Raw genomic sequence first — 26,993 nt, forward strand, 5'->3', positions numbered from 1 at the left:
ATCTTGACTCAATATTTCATATTACAGGGGAATAAATCTCGATTTAGAAAAAAGGCGACGCTCCCCGAGCGCCGCCTCTCTTTTGCAGCCTTTTGCAGCCGGCTTATTCGACGTCGAACTTGACGCCCTGCGCCAGCGGCAGCGTCCTGCCGTAATTGATCGTGTTGGTGGAGCGGCGCATATAGGCTTTCCAGGCATCCGAGCCGGATTCACGGCCGCCGCCGGTCTCCTTCTCGCCACCGAAGGCGCCGCCGATCTCGGCACCGGATGGTCCGAGGTTGACGTTGGCGATGCCGCAATCCGAACCGCGGGCGGAGACGAAGGTTTCGGCCTCGCGCATGTCGTTGGTGAAGATCGACGACGACAGTCCCTGCGGCACGGCATTGTGCAGCGCCAGCACGTCGTCGAAATCGCTATACTTCATCACATAGAGGATCGGCGCGAAGGTCTCGTGCTCCACCGGTCCGGTCTGATCGGGCATTTCGACAAGCGCCGGGCGAACGTAGAAGGCGTCAGCCGAACCATTGTCGACGCGGTCACCGCCGGTCACCGTGCCGCCGGCCGACTTCGCCTCGCCAAGCGCTGCCTGCATCTTCTCGAAAGCCTGGCCGTCGATCAGCGGTCCCACAAGCGTCCCAGCCTCGAGCGGATTGCCGATGGTGACGGAGCCATAGGCCTTCTGCAGGCGCGGCACCAGCTGATCGTAGACGCTGTCATGCACGAAGAGACGGCGCAGCGTCGTGCAGCGCTGGCCTGCCGTGCCCATGGCGGAGAAGGCGACGCCGCGCAGCGTCAGGTCGAGATCGGCCGACGGGCAGACGATCGCCGCATTGTTGCCGCCGAGTTCGAGAATGGCGCGGGCAAAACGCTGCGACAGGCGCGGACCGACGGCGCGGCCCATGGCCGTCGAGCCGGTGGCGGAAACCAGCGGGATCTTCGGATGATCGACCAGCACTTCGCCGACCTCGCGGCCGCCGATAATCAGCGTCGACAGATTGGCCGGCGCCGTGCCGCCCTCGGCGACGAAACGCTTCAGCGCCTTTTCGAACAGCGCCTGCACGGCAAGCGCCGTCAACGGCGTCTTTTCCGAGGGCTTCCAGACGGTAGAATTGCCGCAGACCATCGCAAGTGCGGCATTCCACGACCAGACGGCAACCGGGAAGTTGAAGGCGGAGATGATGCCGATCACGCCGAGCGGATGCCAGCTTTCCATCATCCGGTGCTCGGAGCGCTCGGTGGCGATCGTCAGGCCGTAGAGCTGACGGGAAAGGCCGACCGCGAAATCGCAGATGTCGATCATCTCCTGCACTTCGCCCAGACCTTCCGAAGTGATCTTGCCAACCTCGATCGAAACGAGACGGCCGAGCGCCGCCTTGGAGGCGCGCAGTTCCTCGCCCAGCAGGCGGACCAGTTCGCCGCGCTTCGGCGCCGGCACGGCACGCCATTCGAGGAAGGCCTGGTGCGCCGCTTCGATCGCCGCCTTCGTCTCGGAAACGGAATGTTCCCTGAGTTTGCCGATTTCCTTGCCGGTGACCGGTGAGGTAACGGAAAGCGTGCCGCCGTGATAGCGGCCGGCATCGACGCCGAGTTCGGCAAGCAGTTTGGCGGTTTCGGTGGCGAGATCGAGGACGGCGATGGTCATTGTCGTGTTTCCAATCTTACTATTCTTTAGAAGCGGGCATCGGCGAAATGGGCGACCTGAGCGCCGGCTTCGTACCATATTTCCTTGAGTGCACGGAAGCTTGGCTCGGTGGGCGAAGTCAGCGGCAGCGGCAGATCGGCTTCCGGAAGCCGGCCGAGGATATGCTCCGCCAGCGTACGGCCGAAGACCGTACCGGGGGCAATGCCGCGGCCATTGTAGCCCGAAAAGCCGACGACACCAGGTGCGAATTTGTGGAAGCGCGGCAGCGCATTGTCGGTCATGCCGATCTGGCCATACCATTCACACTCGAATTCGACGTCGCCGATAACAGGGAAGAGCCGCTTCAATGCGCGTTTGGCCCAGCCCTTGTGTACGGCCAGTCCGGTATTACGCAGCGCCCCGACACTGCCGAAAACGAGACGACCGGCCTGATCCATCCGGAAGGAAGAGAGAATTTCCTTGGTATCCCATGCGCCTTCCCGCCCTGGCAGGATCGACTGGCGCAGATTGTGGCCGAGCGGCACGGTGGCGAAATTGAAATAGGGCAGATGCACCTGTTCGCTGCGCACCTGCTCCCACGGACCGGTGCTGTAGGCATCTGTCGCGACGATGATCCACTCGGCGCTGACTTCGCCGCTTGATGTCTTCACGGTCCAGCGGCTGCCATTGCGCTCCGTTGCGATGACCGGGCTGGATGTGTAAATGGCGACGCCGGCTTTGACGGCGGCATGGGCAAGGCCGCGCGCATAGGCAAGCGGCTGCAGCGTTCCGGCGCGTTTGTCGAGCAGCGAACCGGTATAGGCATCGCTGCCGATGCGTTTTGCCGTTTCCGCCGCATCGAGCAGCGTCACGGCTGCGCCGCGGGCGGACCATTGCGCCGCGCGATCCTCGATCTCCTTCAGCCCATCCGCGCCAACCGCGCAATGCAGCGTGCCGTTCCGTTCGAGTTCGCAGGCAATCTGATGTTTGTCGATCAGCTCCATGACGAGCTTCGGCGCATTGCCGAGCAGATCGAGCAGACGTTCGCCATGCACCGGGCCGAGCACACCGGGCAGATCGTTCGGCATCACCCACATGCCGGCATTGATCAGCCCGACATTGCGCCCGGCACCGCCGAAGCCGATCTCCTTCGCCTCCAGCAGCACCACCTTCGACCCGGCTTCGGCAAGATGCAGGGCGGAAGAGAGGCCGGTGTAACCGCCGCCGACGATGACGACATCGGCCGATACCGCGCCTTCGAGAGGCGAGGTCGTCGGCGCTTCGGGCGCTGTCTTTTCCCAGAGGCCGTGGGAGCGCGGATCATTCAGCATGGCTCAGTCCGATCAGAGCGAAATCGCGGGTACTCTAATGCATAAAAGAAAGTGTTGAAGCAGCCATTTCACGCAACGGTCTTCAGCGGCAGGCCCGCAAGGCCGAGCGCGGCCAGTGCCGAATCCAGCGATGCGGCCTGGCGTTCGGCGTAAAGCGCCAGCTCGTCCTGAACGGTAGCACCGAGTGCTGCCTCGAAGGCGTCACGGTTCGAGCGGGTCGCATAGTTCTGCTGCTGGTCGGTGCCGAGGTTCGACTGGAAGATGCCGGCCGCGCTGACGGGCAGGAAGTCTTCGTAGACGATCGGGGTGAAAGCAAGGTAACCCCCGGCGATCAGCGCCCCCGGATCGCTGGGCAGCCTGCTGCCGGCCGCGGCGGCAATGCCCGCAGGCGTCGCGGAATAGCGGAAGAAGGCCAGATCCGCCCTGCGCAGCTCGTCCCAGCTGTCCGGCAGTGCCTTGAAACGCGCGGCGAGTTCGTGATCGTAGGCGCCGGCCTTGGCGCCGCCGGCGCCCACCTGCACCTCGCCGCGAACCGAGGCGAGCAGCTGGTCGTAGAGCACCCGGCCCTTCGCCGTCAGCGCCACACCGCGCTGTTCGATCTCCCCGAAGCGGGCGGTATGCGTCCCTTGAACCGCACCGTCATCATCGGAAAAGGCGATCGTTTCCTCCAGCGCCTTGAAACTCGTCTGTCGCAGCAGGATATCGCAATGACGGCGCGGCGGCCCTTCGATGACAGCCTTCGGCGTGATGCCGCGTTCCGGCATGCGGGCCTGGACTGCGTCGATATCGAGCGTGCGCGGCGTCAGATGGTTGATATGCGGCCCCTTGAAGCTGACGACGTCGGCGATCAGCCGATGCGCATCGTGCAGCCGCTTATAGGTTTCGGCGCTGACTGTCGCTTCGCCATGCCAGCGGAAGGTTTCCAGCGCCTCGGCGACGAATTCCGTCGCTTCCGCCTCGGTCAGTCCGCCGTTCTGCTCGTGGCGCTCGATCAGCGCGACGGCGCGCGGCGTATAGATCCGCCGTTTTGCCAGAATGGCTTCGGCTTCGCCGCGCAACCCCTTGTCCTCGATCAGCTCCAATCGCAGCAGCGAGGTGAAGACGCGGAATGGATTGACATTGAGCGCTGCCTCGTCGATTGGCCGGAAGCTGGTGGAATGAACCGGCACACCGGCGACCGAAAGATCGTAATAGCCGACCGGCTGCATGCCCATGACCGCAAACAGCCGGCGGATGGTGAAGAGCTCGTCGGCCGTACCGAGCCGGATGGCGCCGTGGCGCTCGACATCGATGCGCTCCAGCTCGCCGGCTTGGGCCAGGCGATCGCGCAGGTCAGGATTCTTTTCAAGGCAGCCGGCATTTACATCCGCCACCAGTTCGATCAGCGTGCCGTATTGCGGTACTTCCGCCCGGTACATCTGCGACATCGCCTCGGTGAACAACGATCGGATGCGGCCTGGGGAAACGAAGGCTTGCGGCATTGGGAAACTCCGGCTCATTCCGTTTTTGCAGGATGAACCTCTTTACACGCGCGACAAAGCCGCAAATATCGCTATTTCGGAAATAGCCCATTCTGAAACGGAATGACCATGCTGACGTCTAGACGTTTTCTGCCATCGATTTCGCATCTCGCCGCCTTCGAGGCGGTTGCCCGCACCGGCAGCGTGACGGCAGCGGCGCGCGAACTCGATTTGACGCAGAGCGCCGTCAGCCGCCAGGTGAGCGCGCTGGAGGAGCAGCTTGGCGTCGAGCTCTTCCTGCGCGAACGCCAGACCATGCGGCTGACGCTTGCCGGCGACGGATATGCCCGCGAGATTCGCGAGGCCCTGCGGCGGATATCGAGCGCCTCGCTGAACCTGCGCGCCAATCCGCATGGCGGCACTCTCAATCTCGCCATCCTGCCGACCTTCGGCACGCGCTGGCTGGCGCCGCGCCTGGGGCGCTTTCTCGCCGCCAATGCCGGCGTGACCATCAATCTGGTGACCCGGCTTTCCCCCTTCGATTTCCGCCTCGATTCGATCGACGCCGCTATCCATTTCGGCCACCCGCACTGGCCGGGCGCCGAACTCGCGCTTCTGATGTCGGAGCGCACGGTGCCGGCCTGCAGTCCGGATTTTTTGAAGCGATACTCGATCAAAGCGCCGGAGGATCTGCTCGCCGTTCCGCTTCTGCACCTGACGACGCGTCCTGACGCCTGGGAGCAATGGTTCGCCGGCAACGGCGTTTCCTTCGAAAGCGTGCACGGCATGCTCTTCGATCAGTTCGCCACGGCTGCGCAGGCGGCAATCGCCGGCCTCGGCGTCGCCCTGCTGCCGACATTCCTGATGCAGGAAGAGATCAGGCGCGGCGATCTCGTCGCCGCTGTCGACCGTGAAATGGAAAGTCGCGAGCGCTATTATCTCGCCTTTCCGCCCGAGCGCGCCGATTATGCGCCACTTGCCGGCTTTCGTGACTGGATCGTCGCAGAAGCCACCGCCAACCCGGCTGTGTGACGAACGGCTTGCATCGGCATGGCGCTTTCGACCATTATGCCTACCAAACAACTTTGCAGGAAATCTCCATGAAGCCGATCTTCGTCCAGCTCCAATGCGCACCCGGCAAGACCTATGATGTCGCCGACGCCATCTACCAGACCGAACTGGTCTCGGAGCTCTATTCGACCAGCGGCGACTACGATCTGCTGCTGAAGGTCTATATCGAGGAAGGCCAGGATATCGGCAAATTCATCAACGACAACATCGCCAATATTCCCGGCATCGTCCGCTCGCTGACGACGCTGACTTTCAAGGCCTTCTGAATTCCCGTCAGACACGGTTAACCTTTTTCGCGAAGATTGGCCCTCGCAAGCGGTCGCCTAAACCGCGCCTTAACGCCGGGCATATCTGGTCGTTGTTATCACAGGCCCGCATCAGCGCGGGCCGGCACGTGCAGCGATAGGTGAAAAATGTCGATCGTCGAGGCAGATAGGGCGCGCGCGATGCTGCAGTTGGAAACGGCTCCGCTGATCGTCCATGTCGTGCGCCAGTTCCTGCCCAATCGCGGCGGCCTGGAAGACGTGGTCGCCAATCTCGCCCGCCAGACCGTGCGCCGCGGTTATCGCGTACGCGTCGTCACGCTGGATTCGCTCTTCACCGCGCCGCAGGACAAGCTGCCGCTTCGCGAAGATATCGACGGCATCGAGGTGGTGCGCATTCCCTGGTCCGGCACCAGCCGCTATCCGCTGGCACCGCAGGTTTTCCGCCATCTCGCCGATGCCGATCTCGTCCATGTCCATGCCATCGACTTCTTCTTCGACGCGCTCGCCTGGGGCCGGCTGCTGCACGGCAAGCCGATGATCGTCACCACCCATGGCGGCTTCTTCCACACGCGGAAATACGCGACGATCAAGAAGATCTGGTTCCGGACGCTGACCCGTGCTTCGGCGATGGCCTACCGTCGCGTCGTCTGCTGCAGCGCCTCCGACCTCAAGCAGTTTTCCGAGAYCGTGCCCGACAGCCTCCTGATCGAAAACGGCGCCGATATCGGCAAGTTTGCCGACACCGCTTCACGCCGGGCAAAGCGCCGCATCGTCACGATCGGCCGGTTCTCCGTGAACAAGCGCATCGACCATCTGCTCGATGCGATGGCCGCGCTGAAGACCCGCGACCCGGAATGGCATCTCGACATCGTCGGCGCCGAATCCGACTTGGACCGGGCGGATGTCGAAGGCGCAATCGAAAGCCGCCATCTTTCCGGCCGCGTCACCCTGCATGTGTCGCCCGACAACGACACCATCCGGCGCATCATCGCAGAAGCCTCGATTTTCGCCTCCGCCTCGGAATATGAAGGTTTCGGCCTGGTGGCGCTGGAGGCGATGAGCGCCGGTCTCCTGCCGGTGCTGAACGCCAATGATGCCTTTGCGACGCTTGCCGCCCGGCATCCCGTTCTCATGCTTGCCGATTTCACGAATCCTGAGAGTGCCGCCACGGCGCTCGAAACGGCCTATGAACACCTTTCGCGCCAACCGGACACCGTCCGAGCCGAGCTTCTCGACGCCACCCGCGGCTATTCCTGGGATATCGTCGCCGGACGTTATATCGATCTCTACAGATCGCTTGATGTCGTTGCCGCAGAAAGCATCTGATCCCGCCTAAAGCGCGTCGCGATCTTTCAGATTCGCTTGCCGGACTTTAGGTCTTTGTTTGCCGCATGTCTTCGGCGCAAAACGCTGCACACTTTTGCGCGCCATGCTTTAGCTGAAATCCCGGTCATGCTCTGGCAAGACGGATGATCTCGTCGAGCACGAATTTGCGCGATTGCGGCGGCGTCAGATTGTGGTCGGCATCCGGCAGCATCAGCAGGCGCACGTTCGGATAGCGGGAAAGTCTGGCGCCGCGCGGCCCGAAGTGGAAATAGACGTGGTCGAGCCCGACATCGCCCTCGCTGTAGATCAGCGTCAGCGGCACCTTGCGCTTGCCGAACAGCGCGAAGGAGTGCCGGACCTCGCGGGCGATATGGCGCCGGTCGGGAAGCAGCTCGAGCACCGGCGCGATCCACGGCGACAGYCGGCGGCCGGCGGCGATAACGATATTCTGCAGCGCTGCAACGACGTCCACCTGGCCGCGCAGCAGTCGCTTCAACGTGTCGAGCCGCGCCAGGCGCTGGCTGTAATCATCGAGGCTGCGGGGAACGGAGACGACATGCTCCCTGCGCACCGGCATGTCAGGATCCCAGTAGTAGACGAAGGGATTGATCGACACGACAGCCTTCAAGCGCTCGTCGGCGACGCCGGCGCGGAAGGCGACATAGCCGCCGCTGCATCGGCCGGCGACCATGACGGGGCCGGCGACGACGCTTTCGAGCAGGTCGAGCGCGGCGACCGCATCCCCGGTCTGCGTCTCCGAATAAAGCACCTGTTCCGGCGCATCCGGCCGCGGCGGGCTGTCGCCGACATTGGCAGAATCGAAGCGCAGCGAAACGACGCCCTGGCGGGCGAGCTCGCGCGCCATATCAACCGTCGTCCGTCCCCAGCCGGCATGCCGGTCATAGGCGGTCGACAGGAAGAGCACGGCATTGCCCTTGATCTCGCCGAGCGGCCGGCTGACGACGCCGACGAGATGATTATGGCTTCCGAAACGGACCGGGGTTTCCGCAAAACCATCACCGGCAAGCGGCGGGTTGTCGATCGCTGCCGGCGAATGGTCGGCGGATGTCTCCGTCGTCCTTGCCACCAGCCACGTCGTCAGCAGCGCGACGACAGCCATCGGCGTCTTGGCAAACAGCGGATTGGTGGCGAGCTCGTCATAGCCTTCGAAGGCCGTCTGCTCGACATCGGCGCCAAGCGCCTTCAGCGCATCGGCAAAGCCGGTATCCTCGGCCTTGGCCGGACGTTCGAGGATCAGATAGCGGGAGGCTCCGAGCCCCTGGGGCGAGGCGATGCTGAGTTTGCCGAGCTCGGCAGCAATCTCTTCAGGCATGACGAGCCCGGCGATCTGCACCTTGGCGGTCTGGACATGCTCCTTGCTGAGGCCGAGATCGGCATCGATGATCTTGGACCACATGGTGAGTTCGCGCAGATAGGCCCGGCCGCTCAGCACCGGCGCCAGCATGACGAGGCTGTCGACGCCTTCGATCGAGGAACCGACGCGATGGGCAAGCGTCGCGCCGAGGCCCTGTGCGATGAGGATGATGCGGTCGCAGCCGCTCAGCGACTTCAGCTTATCCGCGGCCGCACGGATCGAATCTTCCCAGGTTTCCAGCCTTGCCGGCAGCGCGGCGAAATCGAGCGCATCACCGGTGCCGCGATAGTCGAAGCGCAGGCTCGGCACGCCGATATCCGAGAAATGCTCGGCCGCGACGCGGAAGAATTTGCGGCTGCACATCTCCTCGAAACCCCAGGGGCTGACGAAGAGCACGGCGGCCGAACGTTTCTTGGCGAGAGGATTCTCAGGCATGAACAGCCCGATCGTACCATCGAAGACGACGGGCAGGGCAGCGCTGCGCCCCGCACCCTCGGCCGGTTCCAGCGAGAATTCGCCGGGCGCGACCTTGGCGCGATCGGGATCACCGGGAAGCCGCGGCGCGATGAAATTGATTGCATTGCCGACCGGTCGCCGCAGCAGGGACGGCATCTTGTCGAGAATGGAGCGCATGACTTCGACATCCTCGCCCGGCACGGCGCGCAGCACCCGGAGTGCTGCGAAATAGGCGAATGCGCCGGCGATGATCGCGCCGACCAATCCGGCCGGACCCTGGACGAATTCCAGTACGGAAGTCGCTCCGCAAGCGCAGAGGACGGAGGCGAGCGTCACCTTCGTCAGGCTTGCGTAGAGACCCGAAAGCTGGGATCCGAATCCTGTCTGTCTGATCATCATCATCGACATCGCAACGAATACGAGGATGCGCACGATTGCGGCGCCCTCGGCCGCAAGCCTAGGTACGATCAGTAAACAACCCGCTACCATCAGTAGGCCACCTATCACACTGATATTCAGGCGGGAGCGGGCCCTGTCCATTGACAGCAGGTAGAGGCTGAGGATCTGCATGAAGGTATAGGCGGGAGCGACGAGCGCAAGCAGCGCCACCACCGTCCCGCTGCGGCGGAACGCTTCGCCGAACACCACAATCACCAATTCGCTGGAGATCGCGGCAAGCCCGAGGCTCATCGGCAGCACGATATAGGCCATGCTTCGGGTGACGGCGGCAAAGACCTCGACCGGCAATGTCGAATCGTCGCTGCTGTGGCGCCGCTCGGAATAATAGGGCAGGAGGCTGCCGGTCATCTGGATCGGCAGTTGGAGCGCGATATTCGCGATCGACAGGCCGACGGCATAATAGCCGACCATCTCCACCGACCAGAATTGCTGCAGGAAGAGCAGCTCGAGCCGGTTGAGGAAAATGGAATCGATGATGAACTGGATCGACAGGATGACGGAGGAGGAGGCGAGATATTTCAGCGAGACCCCGCACCAGTCGCGCCGCGCCAGAAGGATCGGCAGCGTGGCGAAAAACAGCACCAGCTGGCCGAGCGCATAGCCGACGAGAACGCCTTCGACGCCATAGAAGACGGCGCCGACGGCAACCCCGGCAAGCTGCACGATCGAGACGGCGACCGTCAGCTTAAAGAAAGCGCCCAGCTTCTTTTCGCCGATCAGGTAGAATTTGACGAAGGAACCGATCGCCTGGACGAAGAACAGCACGCCCGTGACCAGAGCGACGGATGGCGCCGTATCGGCCCAGTGCATCTCTTCGGAGGTCAGGAAGAACAACGCGTAGAGCGCCAGCAGCACGACGGTCGAGAACATCATGAAGCTGACGAGGATGGCGGCAAAACCCCGCCGGCGGCGCGCGTCGAAGCCTTCCGCCGAAAGCTGCGGCAATGTCTTCAGCAGCGTGATGCTGGAGCCGAGCTCGGCGATCGACGCGCCGGTCACCACCAGCCAGAGCGAAAAGGCGACGATGCCGTTGGCTTCCGGCCCGAGCAACCGCGCGGTTATGATCGAGGAAACGAAGCCCGTCAGAAGCAGCAGCATGCCTGCCGCCCCGTTCATCACCGAGTTTGCGATAATACCCTTCGACATCTGTCCATCCGTCAGGATCGGCCTACCGCCGCATACCTGCCATCTCTAATGCGAAAATGTTAAAATAAAGCGGAGTGACGACCTCAGCTTAGCTGGTCTGCATCGCCGCCAGCGTCTGAAGCGCGTTGTCATAGCTGTTGTCCGCGAGGTAGCGCAGCAGGAACGCTCGCGCCTTCTCCGCCTTCTCTCGCGCACGCTCTGACGCGCGGAAGATATCCCGCAAGTGCGTGGCCGCCACTTCTGGAGAAGGATCGGCCCAGACCGCGCCCTCGAGCCCGGCAAATTCCGGATGGGTGTCGACCACCGGAATGAGGGGAGAGGCAACCAGCCAGCTATTGTCGGGATCGCAGAAATCCGCTGTTCCCGACCAGGCCGTGGAAATGACCGGCGTACGCTGCATGATCGCCTCGGCAACCGTCAGCCCGAAACCCTCGGAACGATGCAGCGAAAGATAGGCGTCTGAGCAGCGGATGAGGCCGTTGATATCGGAGTCCGACAGCCTGTCGGTGACGATCCTGATCCKGGTATTGCCTGCGACCGAGGCGACCAGTTCGCGCAGGCCCTCATCCTTGCCGATATCGCCACTGGCCTTCATCAACAGGAAGGCGCTTGGAGCTTCTGCGGCGAATATCCGGAAGGCCTCGATGACGGCCTGCGGATTCTTCCGGTTGATCGAGGAGCCGGCGCTGAAGATGAAGCTGACGAGAAAGGCGTCTTCCTCGATGCCGAATTTCTGGCGCATGCCTTCCGTTGCCGGCTTCTCGGTGACGGGATGGGGAACCACGATGACGGGTGCCGCCGTGAGGGGCGCAATCGCCCGCCTGGTGAATTCCGACGGCACGAAGACGGCATTCATGTAATGCATGGCATTGCGCCACTCCGCCGGCACGACTTCGAGCTCCCAGGCGAAATAACCGATGTTGAAAGCGCGAGTGAAATTCGCTACGCCCTTCTTCAGGATGGCGCGCGGCAGCATCGGCGGATTGAGATGCCAGATCCGGCTTCCCGCAGGTTCGGTGGAGAGATGCGACGGCATCCATCCGGCGAAGGAATTCTCGTCAGGATGCGTGCTGACGTCGGAGAGCGAAATCGCCCGCCCCGCCTCCGACAACGCGCCGGCGCAGAGCCTTGCCGATTCGCCGACGCCGACCGCCATCGAGAGATAGCCGACGATTTCCACCGGCCTGCGCGGATTGAAAGCACGACGCGACCGCGGGATCAGCCGCTGCAGGACATGGGCGCGCAGAAGGCGGTATATCGTTCTCAAATCACGGTCTTTCCCAATGGATCGGCATCATCCTTCGCAGGGGCATCAGCCCTCGATTGCGACGCGATGCAAACTGCCTAGACTTCTGATCTCGCCCGCAGGCGGAATATCGCTTTCCATACCGGACAGCGCGCGAAGGTTCACGCGCCGCATCGCGCCGGGGGCAAGGTGGAACCAGTCGTCGTCGGCCCGATAGCCTTCGACGTCGATATGCACCGATTGCGCCAGCCGGTCGGTCCTGAGATCGACGAACCAGTCGTCGCCGTCTCTGCTGAATGATGCTTCGATCCCTGCGTCATGGAGCGCCTTCCCCCGTCCGCACGGGAAGTGGAAGCTCTCGGCGAGAATGGCGCCGTCTGCCAGCGAGCGCAGGCGCGCCACACTTGCATCATGCGCCGGCGGCCCGAAACGGAAGGCATAGGTCGTATCGAAGAAAGCGCCGAACAGCGCGGTGCAGGCAAGGCGCTCCGTGTCTCTTGCCGCCAGCTTGAAGGCTCTGCTGCCGCTGACGACCTGCTGTTTTCCGCCGCGCAGGCAGACAACCTCGAGCTCGACGTCGAGCGCGGCATCCGTCTCGTTGACGACATGCACGTCGAGACCGTTCGTTCCCTCGTCGGTGAAGACCACCTGAACCGGCCGGAATGCACGGCGCATCGCATACCAGACCGGCTTCGGCTCTCCGGTGGAATCGATCACCCCCCAGCCCGGGCCGGGCAGCAGGTCCTGCAGCGTCCAGACGAGCGCGCCGTTGCAGGCGGAGCCCTTGCGCCGCCATTCGGCAAAAGTCTCCTCGATCACTTCGCCGGTGACGGCGCGGGAGAGATCGAGATAGCGTTCGGGATCTTCGCGGCGCAGCTCAGCTGGATCGAAACCGTAGAGAAGCTGCAGGTAGAAGTCGCGAACGTCCTCGAAATCCCACGATGCGCTGCGGTCGCGGGGCACGCGGGCCTTCCATAGCGGGCTGTGGACGGCGGGCACGTCGAGATGTCGCTGCAGCGTCCTTTGCTGCGGCACATGCGCGAAGGCGAGGCTTTCGGAGGCAAACCGCACGTCGGCGCGGCGCGCATCGGCAATCGGCCGCATATAGGCGCCGACGCCGTAATAATGCGCAATACCGGCATTCGGCGAAAAGGGCATCGCCCCGCCATACGGCGAGTTCGGCACGTAGGGCACGTCGGGGCGCATGCGCGCGACGACTGCCGGAATGATTTCATCGGTGACCGGCCCGCTCCAGAATTCCGCCGGCAGGCCGAGCATTGCCGCCTGCTGGTGGATTTCGCTGCCGCCGCAGAGCACGGCCAGCGAAGGCGACGCCTGCACGCCGTGCAGGAATTCCTCGACCTCCGCATGCACGTGGCCAAGAAAAGCCTTGTCGTTGCGCGGATAATCGAAATTGGCGAACATGAAATCCTGCCAGACAAGCAGGCCGAGCTCGTCGCAGAGCGTGAAGAAATCTGGTGTCTCGTAGGCCATGGTGCCGCCGATGCGGATCATGTTCATGCCGGCTCCGGCGGCAAGCCGCAGGAACGGCTCGTAATCCGCCCGCCCGCCCGGCAATCGCGCGATATCGGCCGTCGTCCACACCGCGCCGCGGCAGAAGATGCGTTCGCCGTTGAGGAGCAGCGCGAAGTCATCGCCATCCGCACCGCGGTCGACGTCGATGCGCCGGAAGCCGGTCCTGCCGAGCGGATATTCCACGCCGGCGGAAACCAGCGTCAGCTCGTAGAGACGCGGAGCGCCATGCGTGTGCGGCCACCAGGGCTCGATGTCGGGAAGTTTGAGGATAGCCGAGTAATGACTGTCCCCGACCTTTTCGAAGGGTTGCTCCATCCCACCGCAGCGCAGCAGCATTGAGGGATTCTCGGCATTGCTGTGCAGGGACACGCTGAGGCGGCCAATGCCACTCTCCTCGAATACGGCGCGGATGGAAACATTGTCGATCGAGACGGGATGACGCCGCACCATCGAAATCGGCCGCCATGGCCCGACGGCATGGATATCGGGGCACCAGCCCGGCATATGGCCGAGCAGCGTCGTGCGGAAATTCTTCAAGCCCGCCGGCGTGATCATCTGCGGCCGCCACCGCGCGCGCGGGCCCGGCTCCGACAGGCGGGGGCCGAGCGCCCGGAAGCACAGTGCCAGCTCGTCGCCGCCCGAAAGCGTCACCGGAATCTCGTGCGCCGTGAACATGCTTTCGGAAAACAGGATTTCCTGGCCGTTCAGGAAGACATGGCAGAGCGTCGCCAGCCCTGCGAAACGCAGGATCGCGTCACCCGGCTCGGCATCGAAAAGCCGGCAGAGATACCAGGCGTCCCGCGTGTTCAGCGGCTCGGGATTTTCCCGGTCGAAGAGCGCGGCTTTTTCAAGCGCTGCAGCGACGGTGCCGGGAACGGGTGCTGGAATGAACTGTGCGGAGAGCGGGATGTCGTGCGGCACGGCGCAGGCGCCCGGCTCCGTCAGGATCAGGTTCCAGCCTTCGGAAAGTAGACTTTCCTCGGCACCGATGCTCGCCAAACGCCCCCGCATGGTCAGATCTCCGGCCTCAGATTCGCCCCGCAAGCGACGCCATCATGGAATCCCATGCATCGGCGGCCGGATCAAGTGCTGCCTGCAACGGCTCGAACTTCTTGCGGGTGACGGCGCGGGCAAGCTGGAACTGCACCGATTTCGCCACCTCCGAAATGCGCCTGGCATGCTCGGCGGCCACCGCGAATTCAACAGGGGAAAGCCAGTTGAGGTAATCGGCCGCCAGCTCGAAATTGGCGCCCACCTGGCGAAGCGTGTTGAAGGCGTATTTGTGAAAGAAGCCGAACGGCCGTTCCGCCACCGCTTCGACCTGTTGCGGAAAGACGCTTGCAAAGGCGCGGATCGGGTTTTCGCCGGGACGCCGGGCAAAGTGAAAGCCGGCAAGCCGCCGCGCGGTCGAACGCAGATGCGTTTCATCCGCCGGTCTTTCCGGGAACCGCGCAAATTCCGTGTAGGGCAGGAATGGCGGGTCGTTTTCCGTCAGATGCAGCTGGAACAGCCCGTCGAAATCCTCGCCTTCGAGACGAAAATAGCCGGCATTGTGGAAATAATCGACGCGCTTGGCCGCAACGTCCAGCCGGTTGATCGCAACCGTCGTCTTGCCGTGCTCCTGCCGGTAGGCGGTGCCGCGCGTATCCGGCATGTAGAAGGAATCCATTTCGATCAGGCAAAGGCGGGCCCGCGCGATCTGAACCTCGACATGGCGTTCGACACGGTCGTAGATGGCAAGCTCGGTCGCACGAATGCCGTAGAGCGCTTCGAGATCCTCGAGCGGCACCTTGAAGAAGGTGAACTGGTCGCCCTCGAAATCCTGCGTCAGGGTAAAACCCAGCATCGCCTCTGGCGCAACGCCTGATGTCGCCAGAACCTCGATCCAGAGATCGATATAACAATTGGTTTCCGGCCAGGCGCGCTCGCTGGAATGCAGCGCGTGCGGCCAGTAGGCCTCCGGGTCTATTCCCGGGAATACCGATGTCATCGATTTGCTCAGCCCCACAGCGCTTTCCGTACGCTGGCCGGCCATTGCTTCACATCGAGCCCGTGATGATGGAAGAGGGCAAGGGCGATGCGCTCCAGCCCGAAGCCGACGCAAGCGGTGTGCGCGACACTGCCGTCTTCAAGATTGAGACCCCACTTCGTGCCGAAGGCATCCTGATGGTAATTAAAGCTCATGCAGGCGGTCGGATTGGCGGCCGAGGTGATCGGGATCAACAGCTCGAACTTCAGGTTCTGGTCACGCTGATTATTGGCGAGCATCTTGCCGGCGCGGCCGAAGAACGGATCATTGGCGACGTCGATCGTCACCTCGAGGCCGACGGCCTTCATCATCTCGACGCCGCGATCCATCCAGCGCTGGCGGAAATCGGTGACGTGCAGCTCTGTGCCCATGCAGACATATTCACGCATGCGGAACAACTGCTGGCGGGCAGGGTCTTTCGACGGCTCATGGCGGAAGCAATAGGATTGCAGGTCGAAGAGGCCGCCCGTCTTCGGCAAGTTGCCACGCTTGGCGATCGTCGGATAGAGCGGATAGCAGGCAGCCGGCGTCAGCACGATGTCGGTCGCCTCCTGCCCCTTGGTCCAGTCTTCGCCGACTTCCATGCATTGCAGCAGGCTGACATGATCGAGCTCGCTGCCGCAGAAGCTGTGCACCGTGCCGGCGAGCTGCGGAAAGCTCTTCATGTAACCGCTCTTTTCGAAGAAGGCGCGGTTCATGCCGGGCGGAAAGCGCATGGCTTCGGCACCATCGGAGCCGCCGAACGTGTCGATCAGGCGCTCGAAGGCAGCGATCACGTCTTCGAACTGGCCGCTGCGGCCGTAGAGCCCGTCGATGCCGGTATCGATCAGCAGACCGGATTCGAAAAGCCGGTCCAGAAACGAGGTCTGCATATCCATGACTGTCACCCCAGTAGGCTAGTGTCCTGCTTATGGACAAGAAGCATGCTCGACGTGTTGCCGAGGATGCGATCATTCGAGATCATGAGTTGTGCGGAATGCGCGTCGCGCAGATGGCGTCCAAGACTGAAGGGCGTGCCGTTCTTGTAGCCCATGATACCGCAGATCAGCATCGCATGGTTGACGATCTCCAGGATCGTCTCGGACGAGGCGATCTTGACGTTGTTCATCGCCACCGCAAATCCCATCGAAGACAGCCTGTCGGCGTCGGCCTTGGCATCCTCATAGGCCTTGAGGCCGGCAACCACGTTGGATTTCACCATCTGCAGCAGGTTCGAAACCTCGGCGAGGCGTAGCGCGCCCGGCGGCTGGGCATCCGGCGCCTTGCGGGCTGCGGCACGCACGAAAGCCTGGGCGCGTACAACGGCGTCGACGGCGATGCCGTACCAGACGCCGCTCCATAAGAGGTGCGAGGAGGCAAGCATGGACTGCGCCGCGATCTCCGCGAAAGGCTTCGGCAGGATCTGGCAAGCCGGCGCTTCGCCCTTGAACAGGAAGCCGTCGGAGCAGGTTCCGCGCATGCCGAGCGTATTCCAGACATGCGTTTTCTCGAGCGTGTACTGGTCCTTGAGAAAGGCCGTCAGCACCTGATCGGAGGAAGCCGCCTGCGCGTGGGCACGCGAGGTGATAAGGATGGCATCGGCATGCGAGCCATAGGAAATGACGGTCGCATCCTTTTCGAGGCGGCACGTGTCGCCATCGACCTCGACCGCGCAGATGCTGTTGCGCAGATTTCCGCCGATACCGCCTTCGGTGGTGGCGGATGCGATCAGCAGCTGTTCGGCGGCGATGCGGCGCATGAAATCGCGATGCCACTCGCTGTCGGTGCCATGTTCAACGAGGCTTGACAGCTTGATGTGGTGCATGGCGAAGACCATGGCGCTTGCGGCGCAGGCCTGGCCGAGCATCGAACACAATTCGGCGATCTCGGTAATCGAGGCGGATTCGCCGCCGAGATGGCGCGGCACCTGGATGCCGAGCAGCCTTTCGGCCTTCATCGCATCGACGGCTTCCCGGGGGAAGCGGGCCTCGGCATCGACGGTATCCGCGTGTTTCGCCGCAATTTCGGCGACACGGGCCACCCTCGCGACAAGACCGTCCTGCATGATCTTGACAGGGAAATTCATCAGGCGACCTTCCGGCTGTCCCGGATGAGATCGACGGTCCTGGCGATGGCCGAGATGCTCGCGAAGGATTTGCGGTTCAGGAGATTGTCGGGAAACTCGATGTCGAAGGCCTCTTCGAGGCCAAGCATCAGCTGCACAGAAGCAAAGGACGTCAAACCTGCCGCATAAAGATCGGCATCGTCGGCGACCTGGTCGATCGACCCGGGAAGCTTGCCGAATTTAGCTACGAGGTCGCGGATTGCCTTATTCATCCCATCACTCCAAGATTCTCAAGATCCCGAACCGGCGTTCATCGCCTTGTCATGAGCGTTCTTTTAGTGCGGAAAACAGAACATTCCGCTAATTTATTGAGTTAAATATGACTGAGGCTCATAGTTAGGATTTTAGCGATCATTCCCGTACCGTCGTAAACAACAACCTTATATCAATGACTTAAGGTAATTTGGACGCTGCGACACACTCTGGTTTCTGGCGTGGCGAGTACAGAAATGACACGCAAAGCGCCACGTTTGTCTCAATCGGCAGGCGGATAGGAATGCTCGCCGCCGCGATAATCGGTGACGGAATAACATCCGTCGCCCGTCGCCCGGATCGCGCTTCCGCTGACGACGGCCTTGCCGTGACCGCCTGGGATATCGAGGATGTAAGCCGGCTGGCAGAGACCGGAAATCCGGCCGCGCAGCGCCGCGACGATCTCCTGCCCCTCCTCGATCGTCACTCTGAAATGACCGGTGCCGGGCGCCAGATCCGGATGATGGAGGTAATAGGGTTTGACCCGGATTTCGACGAAGGCCTTCATCAGCTTCGCCAGCACGTCGGGATCGTCATTGACACCCTTGAGCAGCACCGACTGGCTGACCATGGCGATGCCGGCATCGACGAGGCGGCCGCAGGCGGCCCGCGCTTCCGGCGTCAGTTCGCGGACATGGTTGGCGTGCAACGCGATATACACCGTCTTGCCGCTCGCCTTCAGCGCGGCGATCAGCGCCGCATCGATCTTCTCGGGGTCGACGACCGGAACACGGGTGTGGAACCTGATGATCTTCACATGCGCGATGCCGGCAAGCACCTCCATGATCTCGCCGAGCCGGCGCGGCGAAAGCACCAGCGGATCGCCCCCGGTGAGGATGACCTCCCAGATTTCCTCATGACCGCTTATATAATCGAAAGCGACCTGCATCGCCGCGGCATCGAGTGTGCCGAGGCCCTGCGGCCCCACCATTTCACGCCGGAAGCAGAAGCGGCAATAGACCGGGCAGACATGCACGGCCTTGAGCAAGACACGATCGGGATAGCGGTGAACGATGCCTTCGACGGGGCTGTGGGCATGATCGCCGATCGGATCGGCGCGTTCTTCCGGGGCGATCGTGAGTTCGGCTGCATCAGGCACGAATTGCCGAGCGATCGGATCATCGGGATCGGTGCGGTCGATGAGCTTGCTGATCGCAGGCGTCAGCGCAATCGCGTAACGCGCCGCAACCTCCTCGAGCCCTGCACGATCGGCAGGAGCGACCAGCCCCGCCTTCACAAGATCGTCGACGCTCTTGATCGGTTTGACGACATTCATCTTCCATACTCCGCCACCGGCGCCCAGAGCACCTGGTCGATGCGCGATGCTCCCGTCGCCAGCATCACCAGCCGGTCGAAGCCGAGCGCGATACCGCTTGCCTCAGGCATCAGCGACAGCGCGGCGAGGAAATCCTCGTCGATCGGATAGGTCTCGCCGTAGACCCGCGCCTTCTCGGCCATCTCGATCTCGAACCGGCGCCGCTGTTTGGCAGCGTTGGTGAGTTCGCCGAAGCCGTTCGCAAGCTCGACGCCGCAGGCATAGAGCTCGAAACGCTCGGCAACTCTGGGGTCGCGTGCCGAAGGACGGGCAAGGGCTGCCTCCGAGATCGGATATTCGTCGAGGATGGTGATGCGGCCGAAGCCGAGATGCGGTTCGATCTTTTCGACCAGCACCCGGCTGAAGAGATCGGCCCAGCCGTCGTCATCGGCAACACGCATGCCGACGCGCTTCGTCTCGGCCGCCAGATAGTCGCGGTCGGTCGAACCGTCGGCGGCGACGGAGGCGAGAAGATCGATGCCGGCATGACGCTCGAACGCTTCGGCAACGCCGATCCGCTCCGGCCCGGCGAAGGGATCGCTCTCGGCGCCGCGATAGGCAAGCTTCCCGGTCTTCACCGTCTCAGTCGCCAGCGCCAGGATGCGCACGCAATCCATCATCAGGCTCTCGTAGCTTTCATCGGCCCGATACCATTCGAGCATGGTGAACTCAGGATGATGCAGCGGCCCGCGCTCGCGGTTGCGATAGACATGCGCAAAACACGAGATGCGCTTCTCGCCCGCCGCCAGCAGCTTCTTGCAGGCAAATTCCGGCGAGGTGTGCAGGTAGAACGGCGCCTTTTGCCCATCCGTCGTCAGTGCTTCCGTGGCGAAGGCATGCAGATGCGCCTCATTGCCGGGAGAGACCTGCAGCACCGCCGTATCCACCTCGATGAAATCCTCGCGCGCGAAAAACCCGCGCAAGGCCGCCTGGATCGCATTGCGTCCGATCAGGAACGGACGGCGGTCGGCATGCACGGACGGGGTCCACCAGGGGGACGCTTTCGCCGAAGAGTTCATTCCAAGCTTTCTTCGCCGGAGAAGCCGGTATGGGGGGTGGCTATTTCCCGGATTTTAGGTTAGTTGCGCCCCAAAGAAAATATTTGCGTCTTCGGGGCGTGTCGACAGTCATCTACGACGCCGAAAGCCGAGTTACAAGGAAGTCTTATGGTCAAGGTCATCGCCTCTTCGGTCCGCAAGGGCAACGTTCTCGATGTCGACGGCAAGCTCTACGTCGTTCTCACCGCCCAGAACTTTCATCCGGGCAAGGGCACGCCGGTCACCCAGGTCGACATGCGCCGTATCGTCGACGGCGTGAAGGTTTCCGAGCGCTGGCGCACCACCGAACAGGTCGAGCGCGCCTTCGTCGAGGACGTCTCCTTCCAGTTTCTCTATGAAGACGGCGAAGGCTTCCACTTCATGAACCCGGCGAGCTACGACCAGGTCGTCGTCGATGTCGCCACGATGGGTGACGACAAGGCTTATCTGCAGGAAGGCATGTCCTGCATCCTCTCGATGCATGAAGGTATTGCGCTGGCGCTCCAACTGCCGCGCCACGTCACGCTCGAAATCATGGAGACGGAACCGGTCGTCAAGGGCCAGACGGCATCGTCCTCCTACAAGCCGGCCATACTGTCGAACGGCGTGCGCGCCATGGTGCCGCCGCACATCAATGCCGGCACCCGCGTCGTCATCGCGACGGAAGACAATTCCTACGTCGAACGCGCCAAGGACTGATCCTGGTTTCAGCCTATCGAAAAGGCCGGCTCACGCCGGCCTTTTTTTGTATCCGCCGTCTCAATTAAATAATCAGAGCATGATGTCGTCCGAAAACCGCACGCACGTTTCGGCATCAAGCTTTAAAGCGCGTCGCGATCTTTCAGATTCGCTCATCGCGCTTTAGGTCTTTGTTTTTACGCATGTCGTTATCGCAAAACCGCGGCACACTTTTGCGCGACATGCTTTAGAGATGCGGGTTGCGCGGCCGGTATTTCTTGACGAGCTTCTGGTTGATCTCGGCAGCACCCGGCATGTTGGCGCTGAGATAAATTGGCGCATCGCCGGATTTCGAAAGCTCCGAGGCGACTTCGGCGAAGATCGCATTGATGACCGTCACCCCGACCGCCGTCGAGACTGGCCCAACCCGGAGCCCCGTGCCTTCGAGATCGACAACGGCGTCACCCGGTGGCAGCCCGTTGTCGAGCACCACATCGGCCACATCGGCGAGCCGCCGACGGCCATTGGCGATCGCTGAGGAATAGGCGATCGACGTGATGGCAATCACCTTTGCGCCGATTTCGCGCGCATAGTCGGCGGCCTCGATCGGCGCGGCGTTCACGCCCGAATTGGAAGCGATGATGATGACATCGCCCGGCTGCATGCCATAACGCTCCAGCATCGGCCGCACCAAGCCCTGCGTGCGCTCATAGACCGAACTGATGACCGCGCCCTCATGCAGCATGGCCGAGCCGACGAGCACCGGCACAGTGAAGGCGAGCCCGCCGGCACGATAGTGCACCTCTTCCGCCAGCATATGCGAATGGCCGGTGCCGAAGACATAGACACGCTTGTCGCCGCGGGCAGCATCGAGGATGACGGCTGCTGCCTGCGCCATCGGCTCGGCAAGCGTCTGCTTCAATTCTTCCAGCCGACCGATGAGGTTGGAGAAATAGGCATCGGTAATGTCGGTCATCCGGCTTATCCTTGATTTCAGGCCGCTTCGCCGCTGAGCCAGGTGGCGGTGACGGCAAGCGCATCGGTGAGATGCACGAGATCGGCACGCGTACCCGGAGAAAGATGGCCGCGATCGGCAAGCCTGAGGAACCGCGCGGGATAAAGGGTCGCCATGCGCAAGGCCTCGGCAAGCGTCAGGTCGAGATAGGTGACACCGTAACGGATCGTCGAGATCATATCGACATCGGAACCGGCCAGCGTACCGTCGGACAGCACCAGCTTCGAGCAGAAGCCGCCCCTTTCGCGCCGGACCATGCGCCCGTTCAGCGTGAACGAATCCTTCTCCGATCCGACGAGCGACATCGCATCGGTGACGAAAAACAGCTTGCCTTCGCCGCGTTTGGCGCGCAGCGCCGTGCGCAGGGCCTTGGGATCGACATGATGGCCGTCGGCGATGATGCCGCACCAAGTCGAAGGATGATCGATCGCCGCGCCGACGAGACCAGGCGCCCGGTGTCCCAACTGGCTCATGGCGTTGAAGAGATGCGTGACGCCCCGCGCGCCAGCATCGAAACGTTCTTCCGCCGCCTCACTCGAACAATCGGAATGGCCGATGCTGACGGTGACGCCGGCTTCGGCAAGCTCCCGCACCTGGGCAACCGTCACTTGCTCGGCGGCCATGGTGACGAGCAGCGTGCCAATCGCCTCGCGCGCCCGGATGAAGGCCTTGACATCGCGGTCCTCCACCGGTCGCATCAGCTCGGCCAGATGCGCGCCCTTGCGCGCAGGCGCCAGATGCGGGCCTTCGAGATGCAAGCCCGCAACGCCGCGGTGCATTTTCACTGCCTCCTTGGCCGCCTCGATGGCGGCAATGGAGGCCTCTGATGTATCGGTGATCAGCGTCGGCAGCAGCGACGTCGTGCCATAGGGTCGGTGCCCGCCGGCGATGATGTCCATCGAGGCAGCGGAAGGCTCGTCGTTCAGCATCCGCCCGGCGCCGCCATTGACCTGCGCATCGATGAAGCCGGCCGACAAAACACCGCCGGCAAGCGTCACCACCTCGCCGCCCGGCAGATCATTTCTTGCGACGATAGCTTCGACGCGGCCGCCGGCAACGATGAGGGCTTTGTCGTCATGGAAGCGCTCGCCGTCGAAGATGCGGGCGCCGAGGAAGATCCTGCGGGCCATCAGACCGTCTCCGTCACCTTGAGCAGGTTTGCCGGCTTGTCGGGATCGAAGCCCTTGCGGCGCGTCACCGACTCGATCAGCCGGTAATAGACAAGCAGCGACACCAGCGGATCGACGAGGCCGTTGCCCGTCGTCGGCACGCGCAGATGGACACCGGAAAGCGGCTGCGTCGAGAAGCCGACGGTGGTGGCGCCGAGTTTCTGCAAGCGTTCCAACGCCTGCACATTGTTGGCGAAGGCCGCATCGTCGGGCGCAAAGGCGACGATCGGGAAGCCCGGCTGCACCAGGCGCATCGGACCATGCATCAGTTCCGCCAGCGAGAAGGCCTCGGCATGCAGGCCGGAGGTCTCCTTGGCCTTCAACGCCGCTTCGAGCGCGATCGCGAAAGCCGGGCCGCGGCCGGCGGTATAGAGCGAGGTCGCGTTGAAGAGCACCTCCTCGGCTGCCGCCGTGTCGATCCCGGCGGTCGCCGACAGTGCCTCCGGCAGCTTGCCGAGCGCCGCCTGCAAATCGGACGCACCGCCGATCGCAGCCGTCACCCCGGAAAGGGCGGCGACCGAGGCGATGAAGGATTTTGTCGCCGCGACACTCTTTTCCGCGCCGGCATTGAGACCGAGAACGATGTCGGCCTGCTTCGCAAGCGGGCTGTCGGTGACGTTGACGACGGCGATCGTCGTTGCTCCGCCCTTCTTCGCCGCATCCTGCAGCGCGACGATGTCGGGGCTCGCACCGGACTGCGACACGGTGAAGTGGACGCCGCCCTTCAGATGCAGCGCCGCACCATAGACGGAAGCGATCGACGGACCGACCGATGCGACAGGAACGCCGCAGGTGATCTCGAAGAGATATTTGAAGAAGGTGGCGGCATGGTCCGAGGAGCCGCGCGCCGCCGTCGTCACCACGCTCGGGCGGGCGGACGAAAACAGCCGGGCAATCTCGGCAAAGACCGGTTTTTCCTTTTCGAGCAGCGTGGCCACCACCTCCGGCGACTGGCCGGCTTCTTGCAGCATCAGTGACTGGTTATCATTCATAGGTCATCTCCGATTCTCAATTCGGCAACGAAATCATAGGCATCGCCGCGATAATGCGAGCGCGTGTATTCGACGACGCGCTGGTCTTCCAGGCGCGAGACACGTTCGATCAGAAGCGCCGGCGCGCCTGATTTGACGTTCAGGATTGCGGCGGAGGACGGGTCGAGCGTGACCGCCGTCAGCCGCTGCAGCGCGCGCACGGGCCTGTGGCCGCTGGCCGTCAGCGCATCGTAGAGCGATCCCTCGCCGCCGGCATCGTGCCCCAGGAACTTGATCGGCACCACGGCGCGTTCGATCGCCAGCGGCAGGCCGTCGGCAAGGCGCAAGCGGTCGAGTCTCAGCACCGGCTCGTCGCCGCCGAGGCCGAGCAGGAAGGATTCCTCCGGCGACGGCGTATTGACCGTCCGCGACAATATCCGTGCGGCTGGCAGACGCCCGCGCGAACGCATGTCGGCGGAGAAAGAGGAAAGCCGCCACAGCGACTGTTCCATGCGCTCCACCCTGCTTGACACAAAAGTACCGCTTCCGTGGCGCGATTCCAGTGCGCCGGATGCCATCAGATCGCGATAGGCGGTACGCACGGTAACACGGCCGAGCTTCAGAGCCTCGGCAAGGTCGCGCTCGCCCGGCAGTGCGGTGCCGGGCTTCAGCAGCCCTTCCTGAATGAGGCCGGTCAGCGTCTGCGCCAGCCGCTTGTAGAGCGGCCCGGTCAGCGCCTCGTCACGCAGGCCGCGGCTGTTCAGTTCCGCTATCAGACTGGTTCTATCCATGGGCGCACAATAGAACCTATCTAGAACCAATCGGCAAGACAGAATCGAGCGCAGAAAGAAAAAACCCTCGCCGGCGGACCGGCAAGGGTTTCATAGCGCTCAAATTTGACAGCCGTGCGTCCGCTGGAGGATGCTCAGTTCTTGGTGAAGATATAATCCGTCTCCTGGCGCAGCACTTCGCCGGGGCGCAGGATCGCATTCGGAAAACCTTGGTGATTGATGGCATCCGGCCAGACCTGTGTCTCCAGGCAGAAGCCGGCGAATGGACCGTATTTGCGCCCGCCGATGCCGGGAGCCCCGGTATCGAGCTTGAAGCCAGCATAGAACTGGACGCCTGGCTCGGTGCTGCGCACCTCCAGCGACACACCGGAATAAAGGCTGCGGGCAAGCGCGACACTCCGCTTGGCGGTGCGCTCGCCCGACAGGCAGAAGTTATGGTCGTAGAACATCTGTTCGCTGCCGACGAAACGTTTCATCGGCGCCATCTCGCGGAAATCGAATTCGGTGCCCTCGACGGAACGGATCTCGCCGGTGGGCACCTGCTTTTCATCGGTCGGCAGATAATGATCGGCGGCAATCATGATATCGTGGCCAAGCGCATCTTCGCGACCGTCGAGATTGAAATAGGCGTGCTGGCAGACATTGGCGAGCGTCGGCTGATCGCTGGTCGATTCGTAGGTGATCGACAGTTCACCGTTGCCATGCACCCAGAAAGTCGCCTGGATGGTGCAATTGCCGGGATAGCCGGCGCGGCCATCGGGATCGACGATCTTCAGCACCACGCGGTCGACGTCATGCTCGACGATCGTCCAATTGCGTTTGGCGATATTGTCGCTGCCGCCATGCAGATGCGTGACGCCGTTTTCATTCTGCTCGAGCTGATAGTCTTTGCCGTCAAGCATGAACCTGCCGCCACCGACGCGGTTGGCGCAGCGGCCGGGCGTCGCGCCGAAATAGGACGAATAAAGGGGGTAGCTGTCGAAATCATCGAAGCCGAGCTGCAGCGGCGCGTCATGGCCATCCCTGCTGCAAATTCCTCAATCCGGAATCGATTTGAGGAATTTGCAGCGATTCAAAGTGTGCATTGCACGTCCGATGAAGACGCGCGGTGTGGTAGGGTTCAGGACAGGAACCTGCCCGCATTTGCTTCAATCCGCAACCGGCGGATCAGAAAGAAAATGCCGCAGCGGTGATGCAGCGGCACCGGCTCGAGGGGCGATCGGCAACGGTCAGAGGTCCGTGCCGATCTCTTCCACATCAAAGGGCGTCGTCTGGTAGATTTCGTTGATCCAGTTGCCGAACAAGAGATGCGCATGGCTGCGCCAGCGGTTCTGCGGCGCAAGCGCCGGATCGTTGTGCGGGAAGTAATTGTGCGGCATCTTGATCGGCACGCCGGCATCGATGTCGCGAAAATACTCGTCGGAAAGCGAGGTGGAATCATATTCGACATGGTTGAACATGTAGAGCCGCCGGCCCTTCTTCTCGTGCACGAGGCACACGCCCATCTCGGCTGATTCCATCAGGATCTCCAGGCTTTCGGACTTCTCGATATCGGCGCGGCGCACTTCGGTCCAGCGCGACACCGGCACCTCGAAATTGTCAGAAAAGCCGTTGAGATAGATCGAGGAAGGTTTCAGGTTCCGGTGGCGGTAGACGCCGAAGGCCTTCTCTTTCAGCTCGTATTTCGGAACGCCGTGAAAATGATAGATCGCCGCCATCGCGCCCCAGCAGACGTTCATCGTCGAATGGACATTCGTTTCCGTCCAGTCGAGAATCTCCTGCATCTCCGCCCAATAGGTGACATCTTCATAGGGCAAAAGCTCGATCGGCGCCCCGGTGATGATGAAGCCGTCGAACTTGCGGTGCTTTACCTCTTCCCAGGTCTGGTAGAAGGCAAGCAGATGATCCTCGGACGTATTCTTCGCCTTATGGCCGCCGATGCGGATGAGCGACAGCTCCACTTGCAGCGGCGAGGCGCCGACAAGGCGGGCCATCTGCAGCTCGGTCTTGATCTTGTTCGGCATGAGGTTGAGCAGCCCGATCTGCAGCGGTCGGATATCCTGACGGATCGCCAACGTCTCGGTCATCACCCGCACACCCTCCTGAACCAGGGTTTCGAAGGCGGGCAGCGTATCGGGGATCTTGATGGGCATTGCGGTCACTCGATCAAAAACAAAAAACCGGCGGCGAAAAAAATCGCTACCGGTCCGCACGCGGCCCTTTAGCGACTTTTTTAACGTGGCTGCAAGCCGGCCGGCCAAATCACCACGGAGCGCTTTAATTAGACCCAGTCGGGTCGCGAATCAACTGTCGACTGCAGTCAAGTGACCTCTGCCGCA

Annotated in this window: 21 protein-coding genes, 1 pseudogene and 1 riboswitch; of the genes and pseudogenes, 4 read left to right on the forward strand and 18 right to left on the reverse strand. The window is 62.5% G+C overall.

Annotated elements, in window-relative coordinates; genetic code table 11:
• Positions 1 to 103: 103 nt before the first annotated feature.
• The 3 genes from amaB to hglS all read right to left on the reverse strand — a co-directional run bounded on the left by amaB (position 104) and on the right by hglS (position 4,451).
• On the reverse strand, positions 104 to 1,642 hold the full coding sequence (amaB, locus tag AC1ECN_RS07290; protein WP_130673263.1) for an L-piperidine-6-carboxylate dehydrogenase: 1,539 nt from the start codon (positions 1,640 to 1,642) through the stop codon (positions 104 to 106).
• A gap of 26 nt (positions 1,643 to 1,668) precedes the next feature.
• Positions 1,669 to 2,952, reverse strand: coding sequence for an NAD(P)/FAD-dependent oxidoreductase (locus tag AC1ECN_RS07295; RefSeq protein ID WP_130673264.1), 1,284 nt, complete (start codon positions 2,950 to 2,952; stop codon positions 1,669 to 1,671).
• A gap of 68 nt (positions 2,953 to 3,020) precedes the next feature.
• Positions 3,021 to 4,451: a 2-oxoadipate dioxygenase/decarboxylase HglS gene (hglS, locus tag AC1ECN_RS07300; RefSeq protein WP_130673265.1), complete on the reverse strand. Its 1,431-nt coding sequence runs from the start codon at positions 4,449 to 4,451 to the stop codon at positions 3,021 to 3,023.
• An 84-nt stretch (positions 4,452 to 4,535) separates the two neighbouring features.
• Between hglS and AC1ECN_RS07305 the strand changes: the two genes are divergently transcribed.
• The 3 genes from AC1ECN_RS07305 (at position 4,536) to AC1ECN_RS07315 (ending at position 7,075) form a co-directional block, all read left to right on the forward strand.
• The gene (locus tag AC1ECN_RS07305) at positions 4,536 to 5,444 is read left to right on the forward strand and encodes a LysR family transcriptional regulator (RefSeq protein WP_130673266.1); all 909 of its coding nucleotides are present in this window, start codon (positions 4,536 to 4,538) and stop codon (positions 5,442 to 5,444) included.
• A 68-nt stretch (positions 5,445 to 5,512) separates the two neighbouring features.
• Positions 5,513 to 5,749, forward strand: coding sequence for an Lrp/AsnC ligand binding domain-containing protein (locus AC1ECN_RS07310; RefSeq protein WP_003543721.1), 237 nt, complete (start codon positions 5,513 to 5,515; stop codon positions 5,747 to 5,749).
• 147 nt (positions 5,750 to 5,896) lie between these two features.
• Positions 5,897 to 7,075 (forward strand): glycosyltransferase family 4 protein, encoded by a 1,179-nt coding sequence (locus AC1ECN_RS07315; protein ID WP_477952620.1) that lies wholly within the window; start codon positions 5,897 to 5,899, stop codon positions 7,073 to 7,075.
• A gap of 124 nt (positions 7,076 to 7,199) precedes the next feature.
• Here AC1ECN_RS07315 and AC1ECN_RS07320 read toward each other — a convergent pair whose 3' ends face one another.
• From AC1ECN_RS07320 to epmA, 9 genes are all read right to left on the reverse strand, one after another.
• The gene (locus AC1ECN_RS07320) at positions 7,200 to 10,511 is read right to left on the reverse strand and encodes an oligosaccharide flippase family protein (protein WP_130673268.1); all 3,312 of its coding nucleotides are present in this window, start codon (positions 10,509 to 10,511) and stop codon (positions 7,200 to 7,202) included.
• Between the two features lie 88 nt (positions 10,512 to 10,599).
• Positions 10,600 to 11,778: a glycosyltransferase family 4 protein gene (locus tag AC1ECN_RS07325; protein ID WP_130673269.1), complete on the reverse strand. Its 1,179-nt coding sequence runs from the start codon at positions 11,776 to 11,778 to the stop codon at positions 10,600 to 10,602.
• Between the two features lie 45 nt (positions 11,779 to 11,823).
• Positions 11,824 to 14,304, reverse strand: a complete 2,481-nt coding sequence (locus AC1ECN_RS07330; protein ID WP_075224943.1) for a glycoside hydrolase family 2 protein — start codon at positions 14,302 to 14,304, stop codon at positions 11,824 to 11,826.
• Positions 14,305 to 14,320: 16 nt separating this feature from the next.
• The gene (locus tag AC1ECN_RS07335; protein WP_032988942.1) at positions 14,321 to 15,283 is read right to left on the reverse strand and encodes a DUF1839 family protein; all 963 of its coding nucleotides are present in this window, start codon (positions 15,281 to 15,283) and stop codon (positions 14,321 to 14,323) included.
• An 8-nt stretch (positions 15,284 to 15,291) separates the two neighbouring features.
• Positions 15,292 to 16,200 (reverse strand): amino acid--[acyl-carrier-protein] ligase, encoded by a 909-nt coding sequence (locus tag AC1ECN_RS07340; RefSeq protein ID WP_024320469.1) that lies wholly within the window; start codon positions 16,198 to 16,200, stop codon positions 15,292 to 15,294.
• 5 nt (positions 16,201 to 16,205) lie between these two features.
• Positions 16,206 to 17,387, reverse strand: a complete 1,182-nt coding sequence (locus AC1ECN_RS07345) for an acyl-CoA dehydrogenase family protein (RefSeq protein ID WP_024320470.1) — start codon at positions 17,385 to 17,387, stop codon at positions 16,206 to 16,208.
• The gene (locus tag AC1ECN_RS07350) at positions 17,387 to 17,638 is read right to left on the reverse strand and encodes an acyl carrier protein (protein WP_003543737.1); all 252 of its coding nucleotides are present in this window, start codon (positions 17,636 to 17,638) and stop codon (positions 17,387 to 17,389) included. Before AC1ECN_RS07350 ends, AC1ECN_RS07345 begins: the two co-directional genes overlap by 1 nt.
• A gap of 263 nt (positions 17,639 to 17,901) precedes the next feature.
• Positions 17,902 to 18,954: a lysine-2,3-aminomutase-like protein gene (locus AC1ECN_RS07355; protein WP_024320471.1), complete on the reverse strand. Its 1,053-nt coding sequence runs from the start codon at positions 18,952 to 18,954 to the stop codon at positions 17,902 to 17,904.
• Entirely contained in the window at positions 18,951 to 20,012 is a 1,062-nt protein-coding gene (epmA, locus tag AC1ECN_RS07360; RefSeq protein ID WP_130662461.1) for an EF-P lysine aminoacylase EpmA, read from the reverse strand. The genes AC1ECN_RS07355 and epmA overlap by 4 nt, the downstream gene beginning before the upstream one ends.
• 147 nt (positions 20,013 to 20,159) lie before the next feature.
• On the opposite strand from epmA, the gene efp reads away from it, so the two are divergent.
• The gene (gene efp / locus AC1ECN_RS07365) at positions 20,160 to 20,729 is read left to right on the forward strand and encodes an elongation factor P (protein ID WP_012759420.1); all 570 of its coding nucleotides are present in this window, start codon (positions 20,160 to 20,162) and stop codon (positions 20,727 to 20,729) included.
• A 226-nt stretch (positions 20,730 to 20,955) separates the two neighbouring features.
• Here efp and AC1ECN_RS07370 read toward each other — a convergent pair whose 3' ends face one another.
• The 6 genes and pseudogenes from AC1ECN_RS07370 to metA all read right to left on the reverse strand — a co-directional run bounded on the left by AC1ECN_RS07370 (position 20,956) and on the right by metA (position 26,807).
• Positions 20,956 to 21,684 carry an SIS domain-containing protein gene (locus AC1ECN_RS07370; RefSeq protein ID WP_003543744.1) on the reverse strand — a complete coding sequence of 243 codons (729 nt, stop codon included), beginning with the start codon at positions 21,682 to 21,684 and terminating at the stop codon, positions 20,956 to 20,958.
• Positions 21,685 to 21,701: 17 nt separating this feature from the next.
• Positions 21,702 to 22,853 (reverse strand): N-acetylglucosamine-6-phosphate deacetylase, encoded by a 1,152-nt coding sequence (gene nagA / locus AC1ECN_RS07375; protein ID WP_130673270.1) that lies wholly within the window; start codon positions 22,851 to 22,853, stop codon positions 21,702 to 21,704.
• Positions 22,853 to 23,884, reverse strand: a complete 1,032-nt coding sequence (locus tag AC1ECN_RS07380; RefSeq protein WP_017989786.1) for an SIS domain-containing protein — start codon at positions 23,882 to 23,884, stop codon at positions 22,853 to 22,855. Before AC1ECN_RS07380 ends, nagA begins: the two co-directional genes overlap by 1 nt.
• A complete protein-coding gene (locus AC1ECN_RS07385) occupies positions 23,881 to 24,654 on the reverse strand; it encodes a GntR family transcriptional regulator (protein WP_130673271.1) in 774 nt (257 codons plus the stop codon). Before AC1ECN_RS07385 ends, AC1ECN_RS07380 begins: the two co-directional genes overlap by 4 nt.
• Before the next feature lie 134 nt (positions 24,655 to 24,788).
• Positions 24,789 to 25,676, reverse strand: a pseudogene (locus AC1ECN_RS07390) (aldose epimerase family protein); the annotation flags it as partial.
• A gap of 207 nt (positions 25,677 to 25,883) precedes the next feature.
• Positions 25,884 to 26,807, reverse strand: coding sequence for a homoserine O-acetyltransferase MetA (metA, locus tag AC1ECN_RS07395; RefSeq protein WP_130673273.1), 924 nt, complete (start codon positions 26,805 to 26,807; stop codon positions 25,884 to 25,886).
• A gap of 48 nt (positions 26,808 to 26,855) precedes the next feature.
• Positions 26,856 to 26,933, reverse strand: a riboswitch (SAM riboswitch).
• Between the last annotated feature and the right edge of the window lie 60 nt (positions 26,934 to 26,993).

It is taken from the genome of Rhizobium sp. 01N447_2 (assembly GCF_056399245.1).